Origin of the sequence: Aneurinibacillus sp. Ricciae_BoGa-3, from assembly GCF_028421645.1 — a bacterium.
Lineage (GTDB): Bacteria > Bacillota > Bacilli > Aneurinibacillales > Aneurinibacillaceae > Aneurinibacillus_B.
The window spans coordinates 265414-286060 of sequence record NZ_CP116887.1 but is presented as its reverse complement, the minus strand read 5'-3'; the positions used below and the strand labels follow the sequence as shown (position 1 = coordinate 286060).

At 43.3% G+C, this 20647-nt stretch carries 20 protein-coding genes and 3 pseudogenes; 6 read left to right on the top strand and 17 right to left on the bottom strand.

Annotation, left to right across the window (positions count from 1 at the left end; all coding sequences use genetic code 11):
* Positions 1-5: 5 nt before the first annotated feature.
* Together PP175_RS01480 and PP175_RS29800 are read right to left on the bottom strand one after the other, a co-directional pair.
* Positions 6-1523, bottom strand: a complete 1518-nt coding sequence (locus tag PP175_RS01480; protein WP_272441136.1) for an NADH dehydrogenase subunit 5 — start codon at positions 1521-1523, stop codon at positions 6-8.
* A gap of 326 nt (positions 1524-1849) precedes the next feature.
* A complete protein-coding gene (locus PP175_RS29800) occupies positions 1850-2059 on the bottom strand; it encodes a transposase (protein WP_442870412.1) in 210 nt (69 codons plus the stop codon).
* A gap of 12 nt (positions 2060-2071) precedes the next feature.
* Here PP175_RS29800 and PP175_RS29695 point away from each other — a divergent pair.
* Positions 2072-2539: pseudogene (locus tag PP175_RS29695) on the top strand (TetR/AcrR family transcriptional regulator); the annotation flags it as partial.
* Between the two features lie 209 nt (positions 2540-2748).
* On the opposite strand, the gene PP175_RS01475 reads toward PP175_RS29695, so the two are convergent.
* The 5 genes from PP175_RS01475 to PP175_RS01455 all read right to left on the bottom strand — a co-directional run bounded on the left by PP175_RS01475 (position 2749) and on the right by PP175_RS01455 (position 6872).
* The gene (locus PP175_RS01475; protein WP_272441135.1) at positions 2749-3066 is read right to left on the bottom strand and encodes a hypothetical protein; all 318 of its coding nucleotides are present in this window, start codon (positions 3064-3066) and stop codon (positions 2749-2751) included.
* A 39-nt stretch (positions 3067-3105) separates the two neighbouring features.
* Complete coding sequence (locus tag PP175_RS01470; RefSeq protein ID WP_272441134.1) at positions 3106-3603, bottom strand: hypothetical protein; 498 nt, start codon at positions 3601-3603, stop codon at positions 3106-3108.
* Positions 3604-4410: 807 nt separating this feature from the next.
* On the bottom strand, positions 4411-5046 hold the full coding sequence (locus PP175_RS01465) for a hypothetical protein (protein WP_272441133.1): 636 nt from the start codon (positions 5044-5046) through the stop codon (positions 4411-4413).
* A 232-nt stretch (positions 5047-5278) separates the two neighbouring features.
* On the bottom strand, positions 5279-6271 hold the full coding sequence (locus PP175_RS01460; protein ID WP_272441132.1) for a Delta(5) desaturase DesA: 993 nt from the start codon (positions 6269-6271) through the stop codon (positions 5279-5281).
* A 400-nt stretch (positions 6272-6671) separates the two neighbouring features.
* On the bottom strand, positions 6672-6872 hold the full coding sequence (locus PP175_RS01455) for a cold-shock protein (RefSeq protein ID WP_272441131.1): 201 nt from the start codon (positions 6870-6872) through the stop codon (positions 6672-6674).
* A gap of 1122 nt (positions 6873-7994) precedes the next feature.
* On the opposite strand from PP175_RS01455, the pseudogene PP175_RS01450 reads away from it, so the two are divergent.
* A pseudogene (locus tag PP175_RS01450) lies at positions 7995-8285 on the top strand (CarD family transcriptional regulator); the annotation flags it as partial.
* Here the strand turns inward: PP175_RS01450 and PP175_RS01445 are convergent.
* Positions 8285-8609 (bottom strand): annotated as a pseudogene (locus PP175_RS01445) (helicase-related protein); the annotation flags it as partial. The pseudogenes PP175_RS01450 and PP175_RS01445 overlap by 1 nt on opposite strands.
* Before the next feature lie 121 nt (positions 8610-8730).
* A complete protein-coding gene (locus PP175_RS01440; RefSeq protein ID WP_272441129.1) occupies positions 8731-8880 on the bottom strand; it encodes a hypothetical protein in 150 nt (49 codons plus the stop codon).
* A 213-nt stretch (positions 8881-9093) separates the two neighbouring features.
* Between PP175_RS01440 and PP175_RS01435 the strand changes: the two genes are divergently transcribed.
* Positions 9094-9423, top strand: coding sequence for a hypothetical protein (locus PP175_RS01435; RefSeq protein WP_272441128.1), 330 nt, complete (start codon positions 9094-9096; stop codon positions 9421-9423).
* A gap of 341 nt (positions 9424-9764) precedes the next feature.
* Here the strand turns inward: PP175_RS01435 and PP175_RS01430 are convergent, their stop codons facing one another.
* From PP175_RS01430 to PP175_RS01410, 5 genes are all read right to left on the bottom strand, one after another.
* Complete coding sequence (locus PP175_RS01430; protein WP_272441127.1) at positions 9765-10013, bottom strand: hypothetical protein; 249 nt, start codon at positions 10011-10013, stop codon at positions 9765-9767.
* 116 nt (positions 10014-10129) lie between these two features.
* Positions 10130-10894 (bottom strand): sulfite exporter TauE/SafE family protein, encoded by a 765-nt coding sequence (locus PP175_RS01425; protein ID WP_272443149.1) that lies wholly within the window; start codon positions 10892-10894, stop codon positions 10130-10132.
* A 179-nt stretch (positions 10895-11073) separates the two neighbouring features.
* Positions 11074-12036: a DUF979 domain-containing protein gene (locus tag PP175_RS01420; RefSeq protein WP_272441126.1), complete on the bottom strand. Its 963-nt coding sequence runs from the start codon at positions 12034-12036 to the stop codon at positions 11074-11076.
* A complete protein-coding gene (locus tag PP175_RS01415) occupies positions 12036-12755 on the bottom strand; it encodes a DUF969 domain-containing protein (protein WP_272441125.1) in 720 nt (239 codons plus the stop codon). Before PP175_RS01415 ends, PP175_RS01420 begins: the two co-directional genes overlap by 1 nt.
* Before the next feature lie 342 nt (positions 12756-13097).
* Positions 13098-13718, bottom strand: a complete 621-nt coding sequence (locus tag PP175_RS01410) for a 50S ribosomal protein L25 (RefSeq protein WP_272441124.1) — start codon at positions 13716-13718, stop codon at positions 13098-13100.
* Positions 13719-13980: 262 nt separating this feature from the next.
* Here PP175_RS01410 and PP175_RS01405 point away from each other — a divergent pair, with 262 nt between their 5' ends.
* The 3 genes from PP175_RS01405 to PP175_RS01395 all read left to right on the top strand — a co-directional run bounded on the left by PP175_RS01405 (position 13981) and on the right by PP175_RS01395 (position 15583).
* Complete coding sequence (locus PP175_RS01405) at positions 13981-14583, top strand: phospholipase D-like domain-containing protein (protein ID WP_272441123.1); 603 nt, start codon at positions 13981-13983, stop codon at positions 14581-14583.
* 303 nt (positions 14584-14886) lie between these two features.
* On the top strand, positions 14887-15165 hold the full coding sequence (locus PP175_RS01400) for a hypothetical protein (RefSeq protein ID WP_272441122.1): 279 nt from the start codon (positions 14887-14889) through the stop codon (positions 15163-15165).
* A gap of 109 nt (positions 15166-15274) precedes the next feature.
* Positions 15275-15583 carry a hypothetical protein gene (locus PP175_RS01395; RefSeq protein WP_272441121.1) on the top strand — a complete coding sequence of 103 codons (309 nt, stop codon included), beginning with the start codon at positions 15275-15277 and terminating at the stop codon, positions 15581-15583.
* Between the two features lie 151 nt (positions 15584-15734).
* On the opposite strand, the gene PP175_RS01390 is transcribed toward PP175_RS01395, so the two are convergent.
* The 3 genes from PP175_RS01390 to PP175_RS01380 form a co-directional block, all read right to left on the bottom strand.
* A complete protein-coding gene (locus PP175_RS01390) occupies positions 15735-16718 on the bottom strand; it encodes a quinone oxidoreductase family protein (RefSeq protein ID WP_272441120.1) in 984 nt (327 codons plus the stop codon).
* A gap of 92 nt (positions 16719-16810) precedes the next feature.
* A complete protein-coding gene (locus PP175_RS01385) occupies positions 16811-17221 on the bottom strand; it encodes a VOC family protein (protein ID WP_272441119.1) in 411 nt (136 codons plus the stop codon).
* Positions 17222-17349: 128 nt separating this feature from the next.
* The gene (locus PP175_RS01380) at positions 17350-20619 is read right to left on the bottom strand and encodes an efflux RND transporter permease subunit (RefSeq protein ID WP_272441118.1); all 3270 of its coding nucleotides are present in this window, start codon (positions 20617-20619) and stop codon (positions 17350-17352) included.
* Positions 20620-20647: the final 28 nt, after the last annotated feature.

Sequence of the window (20647 nt, the reverse complement as noted above, 5' to 3'; positions counted from 1 at the left end):
ATCTATTACCTCCTCGTTAGGGATTTTATTAGATATGTTGGATGGATCTCGACAGAATCGTTTTGAGGTTCACTCAGATGCACAAGCCATAAATAAAGAATGGCAAAAGACGTTGATGACTGCCGACGAACGAACCACGATCCTATAAAGCCTCCAAGGAACAATAGAAACACAAGCAAAATACCCGATAGTATAGGCGGTTGCAATCCTTTTTGTATGGCTGCCTGTAACAGTAGATAAAAGGCGTTATGAGTCATGTAAAATACGACTGCAACTCCTGCAAATAAGGAAGCCCCTGCAATACGCCCAATGCGGCCATATCCTTGAGCCACAAGTTTTGTCCATGCCAATGATACAGACCAACCTAAGAATATGGCACTTACCAATTGATACACGTCACCGCGGGACGTAAGCCAAACAACTATACCTACGATAAGCCCTAATACAACGCCAATGACGTTCCAAAAAAGGGAATATGGTGCATAGCGAGATAGGGGTTTATTGTGCTCAATTGCAGAACCAGCTCGTAAGAATAAAGTTGCTTTGAAAACTCCGTGTAATATGGCGTGAGCAATCGCTGCCCAATATGCACCTAATGCACACTGAATTAACATGAAACCCATTTGTGCCATTGTAGATCCTACGAGTTGTCGTTTATAGTCCACCTGAACCAACATGATTCCGATCCCCATCAGGACTGAAAGGCTACACCACACGAGCAAAACCATCTGTGCCGCACTGTCGTTAAAAATTGGAGCAAAAAGGGTCAGCAGAAGTCCTCCGGCATTCACAATGCCCGCATGCATGACAGCGGAAATTGGTGTGGGAGCCACGACCGAATCTAACAACCAGCGTTGGAACGGCCATTGAGCAGCTGGGATTATGACAGCTACGACAAGAAGTAGATTGATAGATGTCCTCTCCCATGAACTAAACTCTGCAAGACTGGTTGGAGTTAGAATAAGTGACACCTGCCAATGGCCTGTAACATGCGCCATCCAAAGTATCGCGACGAGCAAGATAAGCCAACTCATTAAAAACAGTCGCCCGGAAAGAAAAGCTGCATTTCGGGCTACATGCCACTCTTTTTTCAAACGGATGAGCCACGTGAGTCCAAGAAGTGTAGCTCCCCAACAGGCCAAAAGCCACCGTAGATCGTCACTCAGCCAAGCAACGGAATCCGCAACCGTAGTGAAGGTAAGAAGCGCAAAATAGGTTCGATACGAACGATCACCTAGTAAGTAATGAACCGAGTAACGCTGTACAAATAAATTAATGGTAAGAACGAACAATGCAATAAGCCAGGATAATGAATCAAACTGCCAAGGACCCAAAAAGACATTTCTATGATCAAAAACAAGAGCTAATAAGGCAACTATTGGCGGTAACGATATAAGGCCGATATGAATACGAACAAAATTTACGGGAACACGAGGGTAAAACAGAAATATCGCGCTAAGCAAAGAAACTGCAAGTACGATAAGAAATGCGATTGGGAATGAAACAAAGCTAAGGCCTACCATCCGGTTTCCTCCCTTGCAAGAATTAGATGAAAGCAACAAAAATACTAAAAGCAGAAATAACCATTCGTATCATTTTAAAAACATTCCTTCCTTGTTTAGCCCCTTTTTTTCAAATAAAAAAACCGACAAATCCAGAATTCATGGTCTTATAACCATTAATCTCTGAAACTTGTCGGTTTACTGTCAACTAACCAATTGGTTTTTTGAAAAGTCTACCTAATTTTCTATATTGAATTGCATTCGAAACTCCGCAAATCTCTTAACACCATTCATAATAGATTTCACGAATAGAGCATACGTAAGGATTTCACTTAATGATTCTGTGCCTATATTCTAGTATTTATTCTATACCCCGTCAAGGGTTGAAGTAAATCTTGTCCTGTTTTGATTTCATACTGAAGCAGACGTTTCCGAAAATTCGTAAGGGTATTTATACAGACACGTTCTTTTTCAATATCCTGAATCCCCAGTGCATAATGGAATCGAAAATCGAAAGCGAGTGATTCAAGTAATTCCTCGTCCGTCAGTTGATTCATTTCTTTTAAAAGAAGGAGGCTACTGTAAACAGAGCGACTTTTTATGCGCACTTTGCAGATAAATTCGCAATCCTTGAATCTAAGATAAATGAGTCTTTTATAGCGATCATAACTCCCAGAATAAGTGGTCATACAGTATTAAATGAAGAAACTATTGAGAGTATTTTTCTGGCTGTATGCGATTTTCACAAGGATCTGAGCACCTTGTGCAAAAGAAGCTATAAATCGCTTGGAGCTGTATTCGAAATTCAAATAAAGGAAAAAATTCAAACGATACTCCTCTCCTTTATAAACAAAGACAAGATGCTTTCGAGTCCAAACGCGCAATTATTAATAAATACAGCTTCAATCATGTTAAGTTGGGGAATGTATGGGGCAGCTTATGTTTGGAACAATGAGGGGCGTCTAATAAATGCAGAATCATTCGTTAAACAGACCATGCCATTAATAATGAACGGAGCCAAAGAACTGCTGACCTAAGTTCTGTCGCTATTGCATTATCCTTCCTTACACTTCAAATCGAGTAGGAGGGGGTGATTAACCCCCTACCTCTCACACCACCGTACGTACCGTTCGGTATACGGCGGTTCATTATGTACTCCGCAACGAGTCGTATCGTTCTGCCAGACTTTTAAGTCGAAGCGATTCAAAAAAGACGCCCCAGTATCGGGACGCCTTTCCATTCAATTTTAGTAGTGGGTCTTATTTAATTCAGTTATATACGAACTATAAAGGTTTTTATTTGTCGTGTATTGCTGTTCGTAATAATTAAGTGTAGATTTCTGAGAAAGTGCTTCTGAAAAAATACCCTGCTTATCGGCTGCTACATACTTGTTTAGTGCGTCTTGTTCTACCGCCATAGCCGCTACTGCACGTTGAAAATATACGTTAGTCCATCGGAAAGTAGGCGGCACATCTTCCGGTCTGTATGCCTTACCGTTATTCTGACGCGTTACAGCTTCCCATGCTTTGCATAAATCGTCGAGCTTCGTCCATTCGTCCCGCACTCCTGGATATTCATTTTGTGGTATGTATTGCGCCCCCGCCTAGTTTCTTTCCGCTTGAGTGTAGGCCTGCTTTGTCACTGAAGATTTTGCAGAAGATTGAGTTTTGTACGGCGTATACGACTTCTTCAGCTTGTTAAGTTCCGCTAGATAGAGATTCTTGTAAGTCTGGTAGTTACGTTCCCCAAGCACCAGACGGTTATATGCGTCAGCAATCTTAGCCTCGTTTCCTTGTCGAACCACCTTATCAGATTCATCCTTAACATAGTCCTCAAACGCCTGTTTTTCAAACCTTTGCGTAAAGTAACTGCCAACAGCGTTCCTATACGCTTGGTCTTCGCTAGTGAACGATTGTTGTACGGTGGCTGCCGAAGCTGATTGAGATAGCACAGCGTAAGGGGCCGTGATACCGGCTGTTAATGCAGCTGTTAATACGATCTTTTCAAGTTTTTTATAGTGTCCGTCTCCCTTATGTAGGCTTTCATCTGTTAAAGACGCTATGAGTTCGGTATTTGTCGCGTGGTAAATGAATCCAACCATACAACCCCTGGTACATAGTCGGCATACTCAAAGTTAAAGATCGCTTTCGTGGGTTAGTGCCTCATCAGGCTCTAATCAAAGTTCCAGTTTTTTACACGGACATTAGACCATAAAGGTATTTATCTATTCTCTTTTCTTATTCCGTATAACAGCGTGCTTTTATATTATCGGCCTGACTGTTATTCCGAGTAGTTACGGGTTCGTATAATCACAACATACTACCACTTAATAGACGTAAATGGTCGGAAAGAATCGTTCAAAGCTTGGAAGGTATCTGGATTAGAACGGAGGTTCGCAACTGGAGTCAGCGGAAGAAAAGCGGAGTAAGTCGGGCGACTATTGTACGGTTGTGTTCCGGGGGTGTGTTCATGCCGGATATGAAAACGGCTGCCAGGGTAATCAAAGCGCTGCGGGAACTGGTGAATCCGAATGTGTCTGCTGATAAATTCTGGTGCGTTTAACGTTGAATTACTAGCTGAATCAACTAGCGCTAACCCCATGGTTTAGCGCCGATTGCGCAATTTTAGTAACCTTGAACAACGGGCAATTACTTTTGACATCACTCTGACACATAAGAAATGTACTATAGGATTATCACTTACACATATCTCCGGAAACCTCTGTTGATTCAGGGGTTTTTTGAGTTGATTTTCAGGTTAAGGTACATTAAAAACAAAAAGACCCTCCTTATCAGGGTCTTTTGGTGAAAGAAACGGTAGTACATGGGGATATCAGGATGTCCTGAAACACAAATTTAATGTTACAACTAAAGTGTTATTAATGTACTTTGATATCGTTAAGAATTTGTTAATCCTTAACCTTCTTCTCCAGTTTCGTCTTACGCCGTTCCCACGAAGATCCTTCGTTCACGTTCCGGGCCATCGCATCATTAACGACATCCAGCGCATCCTGGTAACGGCCTAAGCGCTCGCATATAAACGCCAGCTCCTTAAACGCAGGGTAACGGGGAACTGGTGCATTTCTACCTAATCCCCCTGCTTTACAAAACTTTACGAAGTAATCATACAGCGCCATATCCTTTTGCAAATAATCGATAAGAGTGTCCGCATATGTCAGATCATCCTTCGTAAGCCGCTTATAATGCTTCCAGGCGATCATATACGTAAAATGCAGCTCGATATCGTCTCGCGCTTCTATCGTTTCTGTAATGGCCCATTCGATCAGCGCTATCTTTAAATTATTCTCAGTAGTCCACGATGCTAAATCGGCTAAGAATTGATATCGCGTACGACTGGCACGCAAACCCATGAGGACGTAATCCGTAATGTCCATATCATCCGGTAAACAACCTGACGTATATTCGCACATTTTACGGAAGCTCTTTCGTTGCTGTTCCGTAAGAGTTAGCCACCAATCGGATAATCCGTGGTAAGCAATCATTCCCTTCGGATATGTATTGCGTGTACAAATGCTTAAACCCATGCTAACGCCCCCTTTATACATGTTACCAGTTAAAGGAATGCGTTATGATAGCGTCATATTTCGTGTTAGGAATAATAATTATGCCTCCAACCGAATTAACGGCGCAGCTATTCGAACACAATAAGCAGTTTTTCTTCCGAATTAACTTATCCACCCACCAATACCATGTGCCATTTGGTCAAAGATACTATGATATTTGGCAGACCGCGAGAAACTACGATCTGCCAATTGTTTATCCTTTAAGATCCCTAAACCCCACAAATCGCTTGCTACTCTCGTCCCACAGCCGGTATCGAAGCGCCTGCAGACTCAAACGAAGTCCAATGGTAGGAACGTCATGCAGTGCGGCGTTGCTCTCGTGTATTTGCTGCAAGTTATAGTTCGACACCTGAGGATCCAGATGATGAATATGGTGGAAGCCGATATTCCCCGTCATCCATTGCAGGATTTTGGGCAGCTTATAATAGGAACTCCCGCGCATCGCCGCACTTACGAAATCCCACTCATGCGCACGCTCATAATAGGTATCCTCGAATTGATGCTGCACGTAGAAGAGCCATATGCCCGCAACGCCGGACAGGTAGAGGATCGTCCCCTCCACAAGTAGGACCTCCTTCAAGCCCAACGACCAACAGAGCAGTCCCATCAAGCCGGCTAGCGTCGCGTTCGTTAGGTACGTGTTCATGTGCTCTTTGCGTCTGGCGCTCTTCCGGTTCAAACGGTATACAATCAAGAAAATAAATACCGGTCCGAGCCCGAACATGACAAATGGGTTGCGGTATAAGCGGTATCCTAGACGCTTCCATGGGGAGAGCGCCGCGTATTCCTTCGTAGTCAGCGTCCATATGTCGCCTGTGCCTCTACAGCCTAAATTTCCGCTAGTCGCATGATGAATGGAATGCTCATTTTTCCATTGTTCATAAGGGAAGAAGGTGAGGATCCCCGTTATCGTTCCGATGATCGTATTCGCCTTCTTCCCATCGAAGAACGACAGATGACAGCAATCATGGAATATAATGAAGATTCGGATCATGAATCCGGCTGCCGGAATTGTAAGCGCCATTGTGATCCATATTGAAATAGACAGACTTACATAAGCGAGACCCCACAGCAGGATGAAAGGAACGATGCTATTGACCAGCTGCCAGACGCTCTTCCTCAAATCTGATTTACCGTGAGGAGCCATGTCCTTCTTCCATCGGGTGTATTCTTGTAGTGATTTCATTGTAACCCCCTTTTCTTGGAAACCATTCTCAGCAATGGATTTCCCTAAATTGCATAGAGGTTTCTGACCTTTCGGTTCGAAAAGGCAATGTAAACGAGGCAGCCAAGCAAAAGTCATCCACCCCAAAAAGTGAAGATAAATGAAGAAATTATGAGATACCATCCCTTTCCTTGCTTGTGTGATTCTTTAAATTGCTCAGATCGTCTACTTTTCTCTGCAACTCTGTTTGTTGGAATAAAAATTAATCATGTCATCAATGGTCGAAAATACGACACTGACGTTCGAATCATGTGTATTTATTTTGATAAAAAACCGCCTGTGTGTATAAGTAAGATTCATACTTCCTATACACCAAAAAAAGGCTGCTAACATTGTTGTTAACAGCCTAACCATTTACAGTTTATAACTTCACAACATTTTCAGCTTGAGCTCCGCGATTGCCTTGAGTAATGTCAAAACTTACTCGTTGGCCTTCTTCAAGAGATTTAAATCCATCACCAGTGATTGCAGAAAAATGTACAAACACATCTTCTCCACCTTCAACTTCAATAAAACCAAAACCTTTTTCTGCATTAAACCATTTTACTGTACCTGTGTTCATTAAGAACCTCCAATAGATATATTATAATATGTTTTGATATTAACCGTAGAAAATAAAAATTCACATATTATCACGGGACATATACATCGATATATAACCCCTGATAACATGTGAATTATAAACATCAATACATATTTAACCTTTAAATTTATTATAGCATATGTATTTCCAAATATCAACAAGTTCAACATTATTTTGCTCCGTCTTTCTGATGTGCCTGCATCACCGATTGGATAAATTACAACAGTATCGTGAATATTAACAATTGAGCAATATCAATCTTTCGCCATTGCTCCTCTCCCATTCAGCGTGTCAGACTTTGGCACATCTTTTTTTTCAAATTTTAGCATATGTAAATACTAATTTTCAGTCATTCTCCAAACGACAATTCCAAAATTATTGATGTGCCGGGCACCGGATAGACAAGTCCCATACTACGTAAAAAATCATAAGACAACTGCGTATGTGAAAGCAAAACTACATTCATCGTTACTTCTGCTATTTATTCATCCCCTACACTTCCCCAATTGGCTAGTTTCTGGAAACACTGTTTTATTTTCCTAATCCATGCTATAATGAATGAGAAGCGGAAATACGTGGTTTATTCATAGCACTACGCATGCAACTGTTGATTTTTTTCTAAACGTCCAACCTGAGTAATATTTACCATTCTATACAGCCCAGAGCGGTGCTTGGGCTTTTTTAATTTGCAGATGTTTGAACATTTTATGACTCTTATCTGAATGTGGATTATTAGTAAATTTCCAGGAGTATAAAGTTTGTTGTTAACGATTTCAGCGCTAACAGTCGTTTTCTTCTGCTAATCGGAAATTTTTCCATGCGAGTCCATAGCGGTGCTATGGGCTTTTTTATTTGACAAAGTCTTTTAATGGACGTCCCGATAAAATATTCGTTTACAAAGGTACACCTTTATAAATAAAAACGAAATCAGATGAAATCAAGGTTTAAAGAACCAATAACGACATCAAAGTAGAAGTAATTATCCCCATTATAAGTTTCTAATTAAGTTTAATTATGAAGAATGCCAGCCCAATTCAAGCTTTTTTTATAAGTAAGATTATCGAGCATACCAAAGCAGCTATCTGGGAAGATAAGTTGCATATGCTTACATTGGAAAATACATTGCTTGTTTTTAACGATAGAGAATTTGAACCATTACTTCCATGGAATCAAAGGTATCGTATAAACATGGATAAAATCAAAACGGGCGATATACAAGAAGGTGCTGAAGTCATCTGTGATTTAATGCATATGAATGAAACAAAAAGGCTGAATACAAGCGAAAGAAGAATGCTGGACAATGCAAAGGACATTTTAACTAGTGAACTAGCGTTAGTCAAAGGATTCACTGAAAATCAGGCTATTGATTTTTTGAATGAAGAGGTTTATTAGCTGTCGGGATCTTGAGGGATATCAAAATTGTAGACATGCGTCACCCCCGAAACATCAATTCCTCTGGCAGCAACGTCTGTTGCTACTAAAATTTCGTTGCTTCCCTCACGAAATTTCTTCATCACAACATCCCTCTCATTCTGATTCAGATCCCCATGTAAGCCATCAGCCATGTATTCTCTCTTATTTAATGTGTCATTTAATTCATCTACCCGCCTTTTTTGTTCGTCCGAATACGATCGTCAATTCCGGGTTTTCAACGTCCAACAAACGGGAAAGAACATCAAACTTTTGACGCTCGCTTACCTCATAATAAACGTTATTAGTTCGCCGATATACGATGCCGTTGCTGTTCCTCGTGTTGATTCACAAGTTGATAAAAGGTAGTTCGTGAGATTTATACGTTCTACGAACTTGTTTTGCGGAAGCACATACAGCTACATCATTAAATAAATCTGCCTATGTAAAAACCAACACTTTTTGCTGTTGGGTGAAGTTCGTATGCTTTTTGGAATGCTTCTTTGCTGTCCTTTGCGTTAACCTCCACGAATGTTCTACGCCCTCTTTCAAAATTTACGATAAGGTCAAATGTCATTTTGGAACCTCCTGATTATATTTTGCCGCCTCAGACACGAAGAGACCGAACCACGTCTGATTCAGTCTAGAGTCTGCATAAATCCGTACAGTATATGATTTTATCACGTATCGCAAAAACCTAATCAGACTACAACGATTTAACGTTGCTTCGTGTTATTCTTCGATAGTGGTGTGGAGGTCTTATCCACGATATTATCATGACCAGATGCTGATGAAAGTATGCAAGTGGAGATTTCCGCTATATCTCACTAAAAATAAAGCATTATTGGCGGTTGAAATCGTTGAAGATATTATTGACCGAATTAAATTGGAAGTTCCTAAAGAAGAAATAGAACAGGGATTTATTATCTATGCTGAATTTATAGGTTTTTTAGGAGATTCCGGTGCTAGCAATGAGAAAGAATTACCAGAAGGACTTACTGAATGGAGCAAAAGGATGGGAGGACGGGAAGCTTCTCTAAGGGGAAGAATTTCAGAAGTTGTTGTTCTCTATCCAACGATTCGAGTTGTCTTTGTTGAACAATTACTAAAATCAGCATAGAGCATGGACTTTCCGCAGAGGAAGTCGCTTTTGTTATTAAACGGATTGGTTACATACTCGACATAAGCATCAATGAAACCATCCTCGCATTTGAACGTCTCAAAGAAAAGAAGGAACGTATATTCATATATACATAGAAGGTCTTGCCTTATGCTATGGCTACTACTGCCGTCACCATTCGGGACTTCAACCCTATAGATAATGCCCATGCCGGGCGTACAACGAAGAAGCCCCGAGCGAATAACGCCTGGAGCTTCCTTGAATCACAGTAGAGAGAGTCGACGGAGATGACCCATCGTCAGTACTAACAAGCAATGTAAAATCTATCCAGCTTTTTCACGTCACTTGTTACCGCCAGCACCGCGCACGTTTTGCGCATAGTTATCGACACCCGCACCTGCCTGGTTACCCAATGCAGCACCAGCTACGGCACCCGCAATAGTACCAAGCGGCCCAAAAAAGGAACCCACGATGGCACCCACAACACCTGTACCCACGGTTGCTACAGTTTCAGCAGAGTTGCCGTCAACAGCGTTCGTCGCATTGGGGCCTCCAGCATCGTTCTGATTGCGATTGTTGTTTTCAGCCATCTATCTCACTCCTCGATCTGTGATAGGGAAGTGCTGCTGGTTTGCCAGCGCAGTCCCGGAACATATTTTGCCCAGAGGGGATTGATTTACGCACTGTGGGTCCTTAACCCTTTCTTTTAGACAAGTTTCAATCCACTAATAAGGATAAGCACTGCTACGACGGCACGCAGGGGTCTGGCGGGAATTTTAGATGATAATGTACTGCCGAGGAGTACCCCTGGGATGGAACCTAACAGAAGATTACCCACAAGCATATAGTTTACGCTCCCTAAACCAGCGTGGAGTATCCCCGCAACCGATACCAGGAGGAATGCATGAGCAATATCCGTCCCCACTAATTCTGATGTCTTCATTCGATACAGATACACCATAGCAACGGCAAAGAGGGAACCGGAGCCAAGCGAAGTAAGACCAACAATAAAACCGAAGACAGCTCCAATGAGGATGGTCATACCCTTCTTTTCTTCTAACGGTTTTACTTGCCACATGTTAGGTCGTAACTTTTTGTCAAAAAAAGTTCGTATTACAATGGCCGTGGCGACCAATACCAAAACGTAACCCAGTGCATGTTTGATAACTTGCTCTTGATTATGGTAAAAAGATCCGAAAAGTTCCAAAGCTCCTATAGCTAAAACAACACCAGGAATACTCCCTAAAGCTAAATATTTAACCATCTGGACATTCACTGTTTTTTGTCTCCAATGTTGAATACCTCCGAACAGTTTTGTGATGGAGTTATAAAAAAGATCCGTTCCGACCGCGATAGTAGGATTAATTCCTAGTAATATTAAAACAGGAGTTAAAAGAGCAGCGCCTCCTACTCCCGTCATGCCCACCAAAAATCCTACCACTAGCCCCATAACCGCAATTCCGATACTCATATTTATATCCCCCATCCGAAAACCAAGTAATTTCATATGATTATATGCTATAAAATGATTTTCGTAAACAGCAAAGAATCAAAATATTATATGCAACCCAATAGAAAGGGCGCCTGCCTACAAAAAAACCGGCGATTCACCATCAAAAGAGTGAATGACCGGTTTACTGTTACAAAATATTAAAAACGGTACACAAGAAAATACATCAACAGCATGTTAATAATAAACACTGGAATTGCTGTAGGTATTTGTGCTTTAACAACAGCATTTTTGTCCTTTAATTCTAAAAGCATTGCAGGAACAATGTTATAATTCGCCGCCATAGGTGTGATCAGCGTTCCACAATAGCCTGCAAACATACCTAGGGCAGCCATAATCGCCGGGTTTCCACCATGCATGTGCACGATTAGCGGTACTCCGATTCCTCCAGTAATTACTGCAAATGCAGCGAAGGCGTTGCCCATCACAACAGTGAACAGCATCATGCCCAAACAATAAGCCGCTACTGCAACAAACGAATACTGGGTCGGGAGAAGATTTCCAACAATTCCAGAAACCACGTTGCCTACTCCTGATTTAGCAAAAATACCTCCAAGTGCTGCCAACATCTGCGGGAGTATAACAGCCCACCCGACCGCTTGAAGCAGACGACTCCCTTCATTTAAAGGAACAGTGGCTTTTGCTTTAGTGATACGTAGTGCCGCTACAAATGCAATAATCGTTGCTACTGCCAGGGCAATTATCGTTACCTTTTTAGGATCAACAAGCCAAACCGAACCAAAGTGGATTTTATCAAGTGTTAGGGTACCAATAATCGTAAAAACAGGGATAAACAGTGCTGGAATAAAAACTGTATTCTTTAATCGCTGTGCGTGTCTTTCACGCTCTTCAATATCTGCCTCTTCCTTATTTGACTTTGTTACTCTGCCGAGAGAGGCAATGACCACCATAATCAATACAAGGTAACCTACATAAAGTGGCGGAATTTGGTTTCCGAATAAAAATGTAATAGCGAAGATGCTCCAGAAAACGGTTGAACCCACACGGTTGGGATGGTTCTTATCAAGTGCTACCCGTATGGCAACAAAGGCAACAATAATACCAAGTAAATAGTAAATGGCATCAAGGGTAACTAAATGCATTATTGTGCCTCCTTTACGTTCACCTGATCCTCAGCATTCGATTTGGAGAAGGCAGCACCCGCTTCTTTAGCAATTCGCTTATCCAGCCTATAGAAACGAAACCAACTAACAAGTAAAGCCGTGATTGCAGTGGGAATTCCCCAGAGTGCCATATTCCATATTTCAACATTCATACCAATTGAATCAAAGAAGCCTTTCATCAGCAATATGCCGCCTGTAGCAATGAAGATATCTTCCCCAAAAAAGAATCCTGTATTTTCAGCCGCAGCAGAATATGCCTTGATGTCATTCTTTGTCTTAGTTGAAATTTCACCAAATTGTCCTACTGCGGCTCCTTCCGCCATCGGTGCCACTAATGGGCGTACAGTCTGTGCATGACCCCCAATGTTAAGACCTATTGCTGCAAACACCTCACGGATAAACAAGTAGGTCAACAGCACACGACCTGTTGTTGCGTTTTTTGCTTTTTGTATCAACATCTCCGCCCTTTCTTTTAAACCGTAACGCTCAAGAACCCCAATCACAGGTAGTGTCAAAATAATAGGGAGAGACATATAACGATTATCAATAAAGAATTTCCCGAACAATTCGATGATATCATTAAAGGACATGCCCGCCACCAGCCCTGTGACAATCCCAGATACCATCACAACCAGTAGTGTGTTAAACCGAAATGCAAATCCAAGTGCCACTACAAGAATTCCAATTAGCTTAATCAATTAACTGTTCCCCTTCTGTATATCGTACTCGAATTTAATAATATACGGTCTTCTACCCACAATTTGCACTGCTTTTCTATTCATACACCTTCTTTAAAAGTAATTATTACAGACGAACTACTTTGTATAATAATAAAATTAATTGATTAAAAATACAATATATCTTAACTATTTTCTATAAATCCCCATAATGAGGAATAACATTGCTATTTATATTACCCATGCGGGGCGCACAAAAAAGACCCTAACATCGTTAAAAGATGTTGGGTCTTTTTTGTTATTTGATTCTTATTGATTGTGGTGCTATTTTATTGAAAAAGAAGCTGAGATTTATATGTTCGCTTATTCGCCTTTGCCTTCGGTGTCGTGTACCAGCTGCTGCTCTTTCGGTTCGATCTCCGTATCCGTAGTGGCGTTTTTCACTTCGGTGATGGTGCAGATCACTTCTTCCGGATCGGTATGCAGCGTCACACCGGTAGGCAGTGTCAAATCGCCCGCGTGCATGGTGTCGCCTACAGCGAGGTTTGCGATGTTGTGTGTGATCGATTCCGGAACGTTAGTTGGCAAGCAACGTACTGCGACTTCACGCGTTTGTTGCTGAACGATGGCACCTTTGCTTTCCACCACTTGCAGGCCGTCTAGCACAACCGGCACTTCGGCGTTTATAGGCTCGTTCAAGTTGACGGCGTGCATGTCGATGTGCAACGGACGGTGCTTCATTATTTCATAGGCAATTTCGTTAATCATGGCCGAAACATGCTCGCCTTCCAAATTCACATCAACAAGAATGTTGCCGTGGCCATTTACCTGTCTGAACGAGTTACCGGTGATGTAGATCGCTTGTGCTTCTGTTCCTTTACCATATAAAACGCCTGGCACATGACCTTCTCTGCGCAGACGGTTGCGTTCGCCTTTGGTCAATATGGTGCGCGGGTGTGCTTCTAATTGAATGCTGTTCATCATAAAATCCTCCCATTTGTATACTGCCTTGTTGTACTTTATTATGATACTCCTAATATGCAATTAAAAAAACCCAGGCCGTCCGCCTGAAAAGAAGCTGGAGCTTTGAATGTACAAATCTGACATTTGTTAGAACCGGACTGGCAGTTTACTTTTGAAATAAATCATATCCGGTAAAACAGAATCACTTGGAGACCGAATTTGGTTGATATAGAATAAGATAGATACCCTGCTGAATTCAAGTTACGAATATGAAAGGTGATGCATGATGAAAAAATACATAAAGGTAGCATGCTTGTTACTTCTTTCCGGTTCACTTGCGGGATGCTCACAAGCTGGCGCAAATGGGCCAAATAACAGCGGAGCGAGCCAACCGTCGAGCGGATCGGCGGCCACTTCAAATGCGATACAATACGCTTTTACCCGGGCGCATCAACAGCCAGATAAGCTACTTGAATCGGTCATGGATTCAACCAACCAATCGCTGGATATCGCCTGTTACAGCCTCACAGAAAAAGGAATCGTAAACAGTATCGTTAGTGCCAAGCAACGGGGAGTCAAAGTTCGGTTAATTACAGATCGGGATTCCACGCACAACAAATCGCAAGCTGCAGCCATACACAAGATCCTGGCCGCCGGCATACCCGTTAAGGAGAACAATCACAAAGGTCTCATGCACCTGAAGATTACGATTGCAGATAGTAAGACACTTACTACCGGCAGCTTTAATTATACGAATGCAGCCAGCCAATATAACGATGAAGTTTTGATGGTTGTCCACGATACAAGTTTGGCAAAACAATGGGATGATGAGTTTGATGCCATGTGGAATGATACTGCAAATTATGAGGATGTTCGAGTGAGATAACGTTTGTAGGAAAGGCGACCGTCTCCGGCCGATGTAGCCGGGGCGGACTATTCACTCGTCTATCAAGCCCAAATAGGGTTTTTCGGGATCACGACCAAACTAATCTACCTATCATAATTTATTACAAAAATCGCGCAATCCAACAAGATTGTGCGATTTATTGTGTGAATTGTCGGACAATTTTTATACAAAAATTCTGCCTATTGCCTTATACTTAAAACACAAGTTACCACAAGCAAAGCTGATCACGCCGTTGGACATAGAGAAGGATCCTGTTCAATTTAAATAAGGAGGATGAAGCTCATGGTACATGCAATGAAAATGAACTGGCTTCTAAACAAATGCCTTATGAGATACCATGAATTATTTTTATTTATACTTACATCCCTATTAATGGTGTTTCCTTTGACCATTAGACATTTTGGAAAGCTGACAATTAAAAACGTTGCCGCTGCGGCTTCTACGATAAATGTGCAATTGTTTCCCGACTCCTCATCCGTGCTATCAAGAAGGCTCAGAAAGCAGATAAAGTCAGCGAAACGACTGCTGAAAGCTTCTGCTGAGAAGGATGCATATGGATAAAGGCAAGAATGGAAACGAAGGTATTCGATAGCAAATGAACAAAGGACACGCTGCTAGCCCGCCGCTTTCGCTGAACGTGATCACCAAACATGACAGGGAGGAATAAACGATGAACACCAACCTTGAAATGGAAGTTTTCACTTACTATAAAGAAGGTACACTCCAAATAATTGGTTCGCAACAAACGGACGAGCCTTGCGAGCAGCAGCAAACCTCCCCTCACATAAGCGTGATCAACAAGACCTTTGCCATACACAGTGATGTTAGCCCACATATAGGGTACAACACCCATGAGCTTGCTGTTAGGCCGAAGATAGCTTTCGAGAATGAAAGCGACATGATAGCGTTGCCAGTGTGGACAGCCGGGCAATCTTATGAAACCCTTTCGCTTCCTATGACAGAGTGGGATACAAGTTAAAGGCAAAGTCTGTAAGATCTCCCTCTCTTTTCCGCGAAGTCAATAGAAAGATGAAATTTAGAGAGCTATGAATCCAATCGAATAAAAACGGTATTCGTTCCGGTATTAAAAAATACCAAGATGAATACCGTTTTTTTATTTGATGTCCGAACTATTTGGCCACGTCCAGCAGCACTTTTCCTACGCTTTGTCTGCTTTCGACCCAGTGTTGCGCCTGTGCAGCCTCTTCAAGCGGAAACCGCCGTCCGACTTTTATCCTTAAACGCTCATCCGCTATAAAGTTAAGCACCTGAACAGCGGCATCCTGCAACAAATAGGGCCGTCTGTTCCGTGTGGTGCCCAGGCTAAACCCAAGAACAGAACGGCAGCTCGAATGCAGATCATTTGAGTGATATTGCGCGGCCTCACCGCTGGCATTCCCGAAGTTTACCAAACGCCCGTAAATTGCCAGGCAATGCAAGCTTTTCTCTGAGACAGACCCGGCAATAGAGTCCAGAATGACATCTGCCCCCTCCCCATCGGTTAGTTGGTTTACCTTATCAGAAAAATCATCCTGACTGTAACAAAGGACATGATCCGCGCCGGCCTCTAAAGCTGCTGCAGCCTTATTCTGACTGCCCACTGTTCCAATCACCTGGCCCGCCCCTAATAGTTTCGCCAGCTGGATCGCGGTGGTCCCTACCCCACCTGCGGCGGCATGAATAAGAACCGTTTCACCAGCTTGAAGCCTTGCTACATCCGCAAGCAGCTTGTATGCCGTAAAAGAGACAATGGGACAGGCCGCAGCTGTGTCAAAATCTACGTTATCCGGAATCGCAAAGGTAAGGTTCTCATCTGCAGCCACGTACTCTGAATACGAGCCGTTTTTCGGGAAAGCAATCACCCGTTGTCCAACTTTCAAATGCTTGACTCCTGAGCCGATCTTCTCGATCACACCTGCCACGTCCAATCCAGGAATAAAGGGAGGCTGCCCTGTTCCATGATAGTTTCCGTGGCGCGATTTAATATCAGCGAAATTCACACTCGTTGCCGCAACACGAATGAGCACCTGGTTTGAGCCTGGGGAAGGTGTATTTACATCCATATATTTCAGCACTTCAGGCCCACCAAAGTCCGTGACGAGTACTGCTTTCATTTAGCGATCACTCCCAACAAAAATGAAATTTCTATATGTACTAAACTATTACAGCCCTGACGGAAATATCCTTCCCGAATCTTCTCATCTTTTCACTTTGGGTACTCGCATAATTCCACAATGGCACTGCTTCTGGATGACAAGTGGATGTATATAAGGCGTCTCCCCCTCACGTTAGTGCGAAGCGTTTCCTCCATGAACCTAACTCCCTTTTCTTTTGCCTCCCGAATGGCCTCGTCTAAATTCTCCACGCGATAGGCAACATGGTGTACGCCCGGCCCTTTTATTTTCATGAATCTAGCAATGGGCGAGTTTTCATTCGTTGGTTCCAGCAATTCTACTGTCATCCCTCCTACTGCCACTACGGCCACATGCACCTCAACTCCAGGCGCGTCACTTGTATAGCGATCTGTTACTTTACCACCCATGATTTCTGTATAGAAGGGCAATGCATCGTCTATTCTTCTGATCGCTACTCCTAAATGGTCAAAATTTGAAAACATCTGTTACCCTCCTTTTAAGTTCCCTGTTACACTCATTTAATCAAATTCGCGCGTTAAAATCATTAAAAAAGCTACCCCTTAAGACAAAAAAACACAGTGACCAATCACTGTGGTTTTTTGCCTTCACTTTATGATAAGGCTTTGATATCCCGCTTTCTACCGGAAACAGGTACCGGCTCAGACGAAGAAGCTGATGATTTTTTGTACATCCATTTATAAAGCACAGGAATCAGAAGCAGGCTGATAAAGGTTGAACTGATCATTCCTCCAACCACCACGATTCCGAGGGTTTGGGAAACCACGGTATCCGTTCTGGAAGAAAGAGCAACCGGCAGCAACGTTAATACAGTGGTTAATGCGGTCATCAGGACAGGGCGCACCCGGGACAGGGTGCCTTGTAAAATGGCTTCTTCCGGAACCATTCCGCCTGCCATATTGCGCTCTATTTTATCTACAAGGACAATACCATTGGTCACTACAATTCCAACCAGCATTAAAATGCCAATCAATGCGGCAAGGTTCCAGACCTCTCCGAAGAGAGCCATCCCCCACACCGATCCAATAATTGAGAGCGGGATGCATGAGAGAACGGAGAGCGGAGCCTTCCAACCGCGGAATACCGCAGCCACAATCAGCAGAACGAGCACCACAGAAATCGACAACGCGATGGCAATTCCCATAATCATTTGCTGCACCTGCTGCGAGATGCCTCCGAACGAATAATTTACCCCTTTAGGAAGCGATATGCCCTGTAAAACATCTTGCACCTGCTGGGTTACCTTCGCCACATCCGGCGAAATGATATTGGCGGTAACGAGTGCAAAAGGCTGCCCATCGCGATCCCGATATACCGACAATTCATTCCCAGGAGCGGGAGAGACCAGTTTTTGTAAGGAGATGGTTTTGCCACCCTTTGTTTGAAAGGTCTCGTTCGCCAAGAGCGCAAAGGCATCTTTACCTGTTCGTTTTGCAACAGCATCCACATCCGTATTCAATGTGAACGGCACATGCTGCCCATCAACCAAACCATCCAGCTTGGTTCCCTGTGACAGATAGGGCTGAATCCTGTTTAAAATGTCGTCTACTTTAATCCCCGTACGCTGAATTTCATCCTTGTTAAGAGAGAGATGGTACGACACACTCGTTTCTTTGTCATTTTCAGCACCTGCCACGCTCAACCCCGGTACCAGCTGCAATTTACTCTGTATCATTCGGGCAGTGTTATCAAGCGTGCGCGCATCTGCTCCTGTCAACACCACTTTAAGCTGTGAGTCATCGCCTGAAATATTTTGATTGGTCACAGTGTACACGGCCTGGCTGCTATGAGCTGTTAATTGATGCTGCAAATCAGCAATGAGTGCATCAACATTGACGCTAGGCTTCACCTTTATAGCGACATTGGCTTCCGTTGGAGATTGGATCCACCCTCCCCCCGCATCAAATACATCGTCAAACTGTGGAATAAAGGAGGAACCAAGCGCAGAAGAGAAGGTGTCAATTTGTGGATTCGATTTTAGCAAATCCTCTACCCTTTTCACCTCGGTATCAACGGCCGATAGAGAACTCCCCTCGGGCAACGCTACCTTAATGGTGATTCCTCCTGGACCACTCGTGGGCAGCACATTAACAGGAAAAGAGGCAGCCTCGATAATCGTTCCCGCAAAAATGACCAAGCTTAAAGCAAAGATCCATTTTCTACGCGGGAAAGCCCACAGCAATAGTCGTTTGACCATAGGTTCAACGGTAGCTGAATGTACCTGAAATTCCCGCCACCCTACACGAGCCATCGCTGGAACGGCGAGGATTGAAACGAGAAGCGATACAACTAACGCAATCACTACCGTCCAGGCAAAAGCCGAAAAGCTGGATTGAATAATGCCTCCAACCAACGAAATAGGAAGGAACACCGCAATTGTCGTTGCCGTTGATGATACAATTGCGGGCATCATTTCCCGAACAGCTCCCGCTAAGTCATGAAGATTGATTTTACGGTCGGACTCCTGGATTCTTCGGTATATATTGTCAAGAATGACGATCGAATCATCCACAACCCTCCCCATCGCCACCACCAACCCGGATAAAGTAAGGATGTTTAACGTAATACCCATCCCTTTCAGTACAGCAGTCGTAGTCAGCAGACAAATGGGCAGCGATAGCGCAATTAATAAAGTAGCCCGTACATTTCTCAGAAACAAAAAGACACTTAGCATTGAAAATACACAGCCTAACAGCCCTTCCCGAATCAAACCGTTAAGCGAGGACTGAACGTCCGCACCGCGATCCAACGCAATCGCGAGATGAATGCCTTGTGGCAGGCTACCCTGAAGCTGCTGAATGCGTTGATGCACGTGGTCCGAGACGTCCATAATGTTGGACGAAGGATTTTTCAGAATATCTAGGATTACACTCGGCTTAGCATCCGTGCGCGAAATGGTCTGCAGGTCAACCATGGATGGAGATACATCCGCTACGGCTGAAAGAGGAATCGCTTTGCCGTTGGCACCATGAATCACTGTTTGTTTTACATCTTGCTCACTAACCCCCCAGCCCGTGACCCGGACAGAAGACGAGCTGACGATATTGCCCTGTGGCCACACCGTGTTAGAGGACGTGAGGGATCGTTGGACGTCGTTTAACGTGAGTCCGGCCTTCTCCAGATCCTTCATGCGGACTGTCATCACAAATCCATTACTTCCTGCACCGCTCACGCGTATGTCCCCTACCCCAGGCACACTTTTAAGTTCATTGACCACATCGTTTTGAGTGGACGTACGAAGCGTATTCTCTGCCGCCTGGCCCCCGTCGCCTATAAGGCTTACCCTCATAATGGGGAAGGAACTGGTGCTTAACCTGGTGACAAGAGGCCTGTGTACACCGGAAGGCAGCGCAAGACTGCTTAACGCCTGTGTCAGCTCGCCTTCCGCTTTTTCCATATCATAGTTATATGGAAAGTATAGGCTGCAGAGCAAGCCGCCATTAAAAGAATTTGACTCCACCGACTGCAGCCCTTTTATATTTCTTATTGCCTGGTTTACTGTACCCGCTATACTTGTTTTCACTTGATCAGCCTGGTAATGGTCTGCCTGAACACTAACCATAAGCGCAGAATTATTGATAGGGGGCAGATAATCGCGTTCCATCTGATAAGCAGACATTCCACCCCAACCCAAAATTAGTAAAATCGATACGATAATAAGAACCGAACGTTTCATCACTGCTTCAATAAATAGTTGCATAATGGAACCGGGTCCGATACGAAGCCCAGGTATGGCACATCCTTCCCTATTTATTTCTCCTATATCATTAGTAAGTATAATGAAAAATTGTAAAACTAATGTAAAGAGAAGATAAACATTTGGATACCAAAAAAAATATCCCCTTGTATGACGCAGCAGCAAGTCTTCCTCCTGCTTTGTGCCAAAGGGG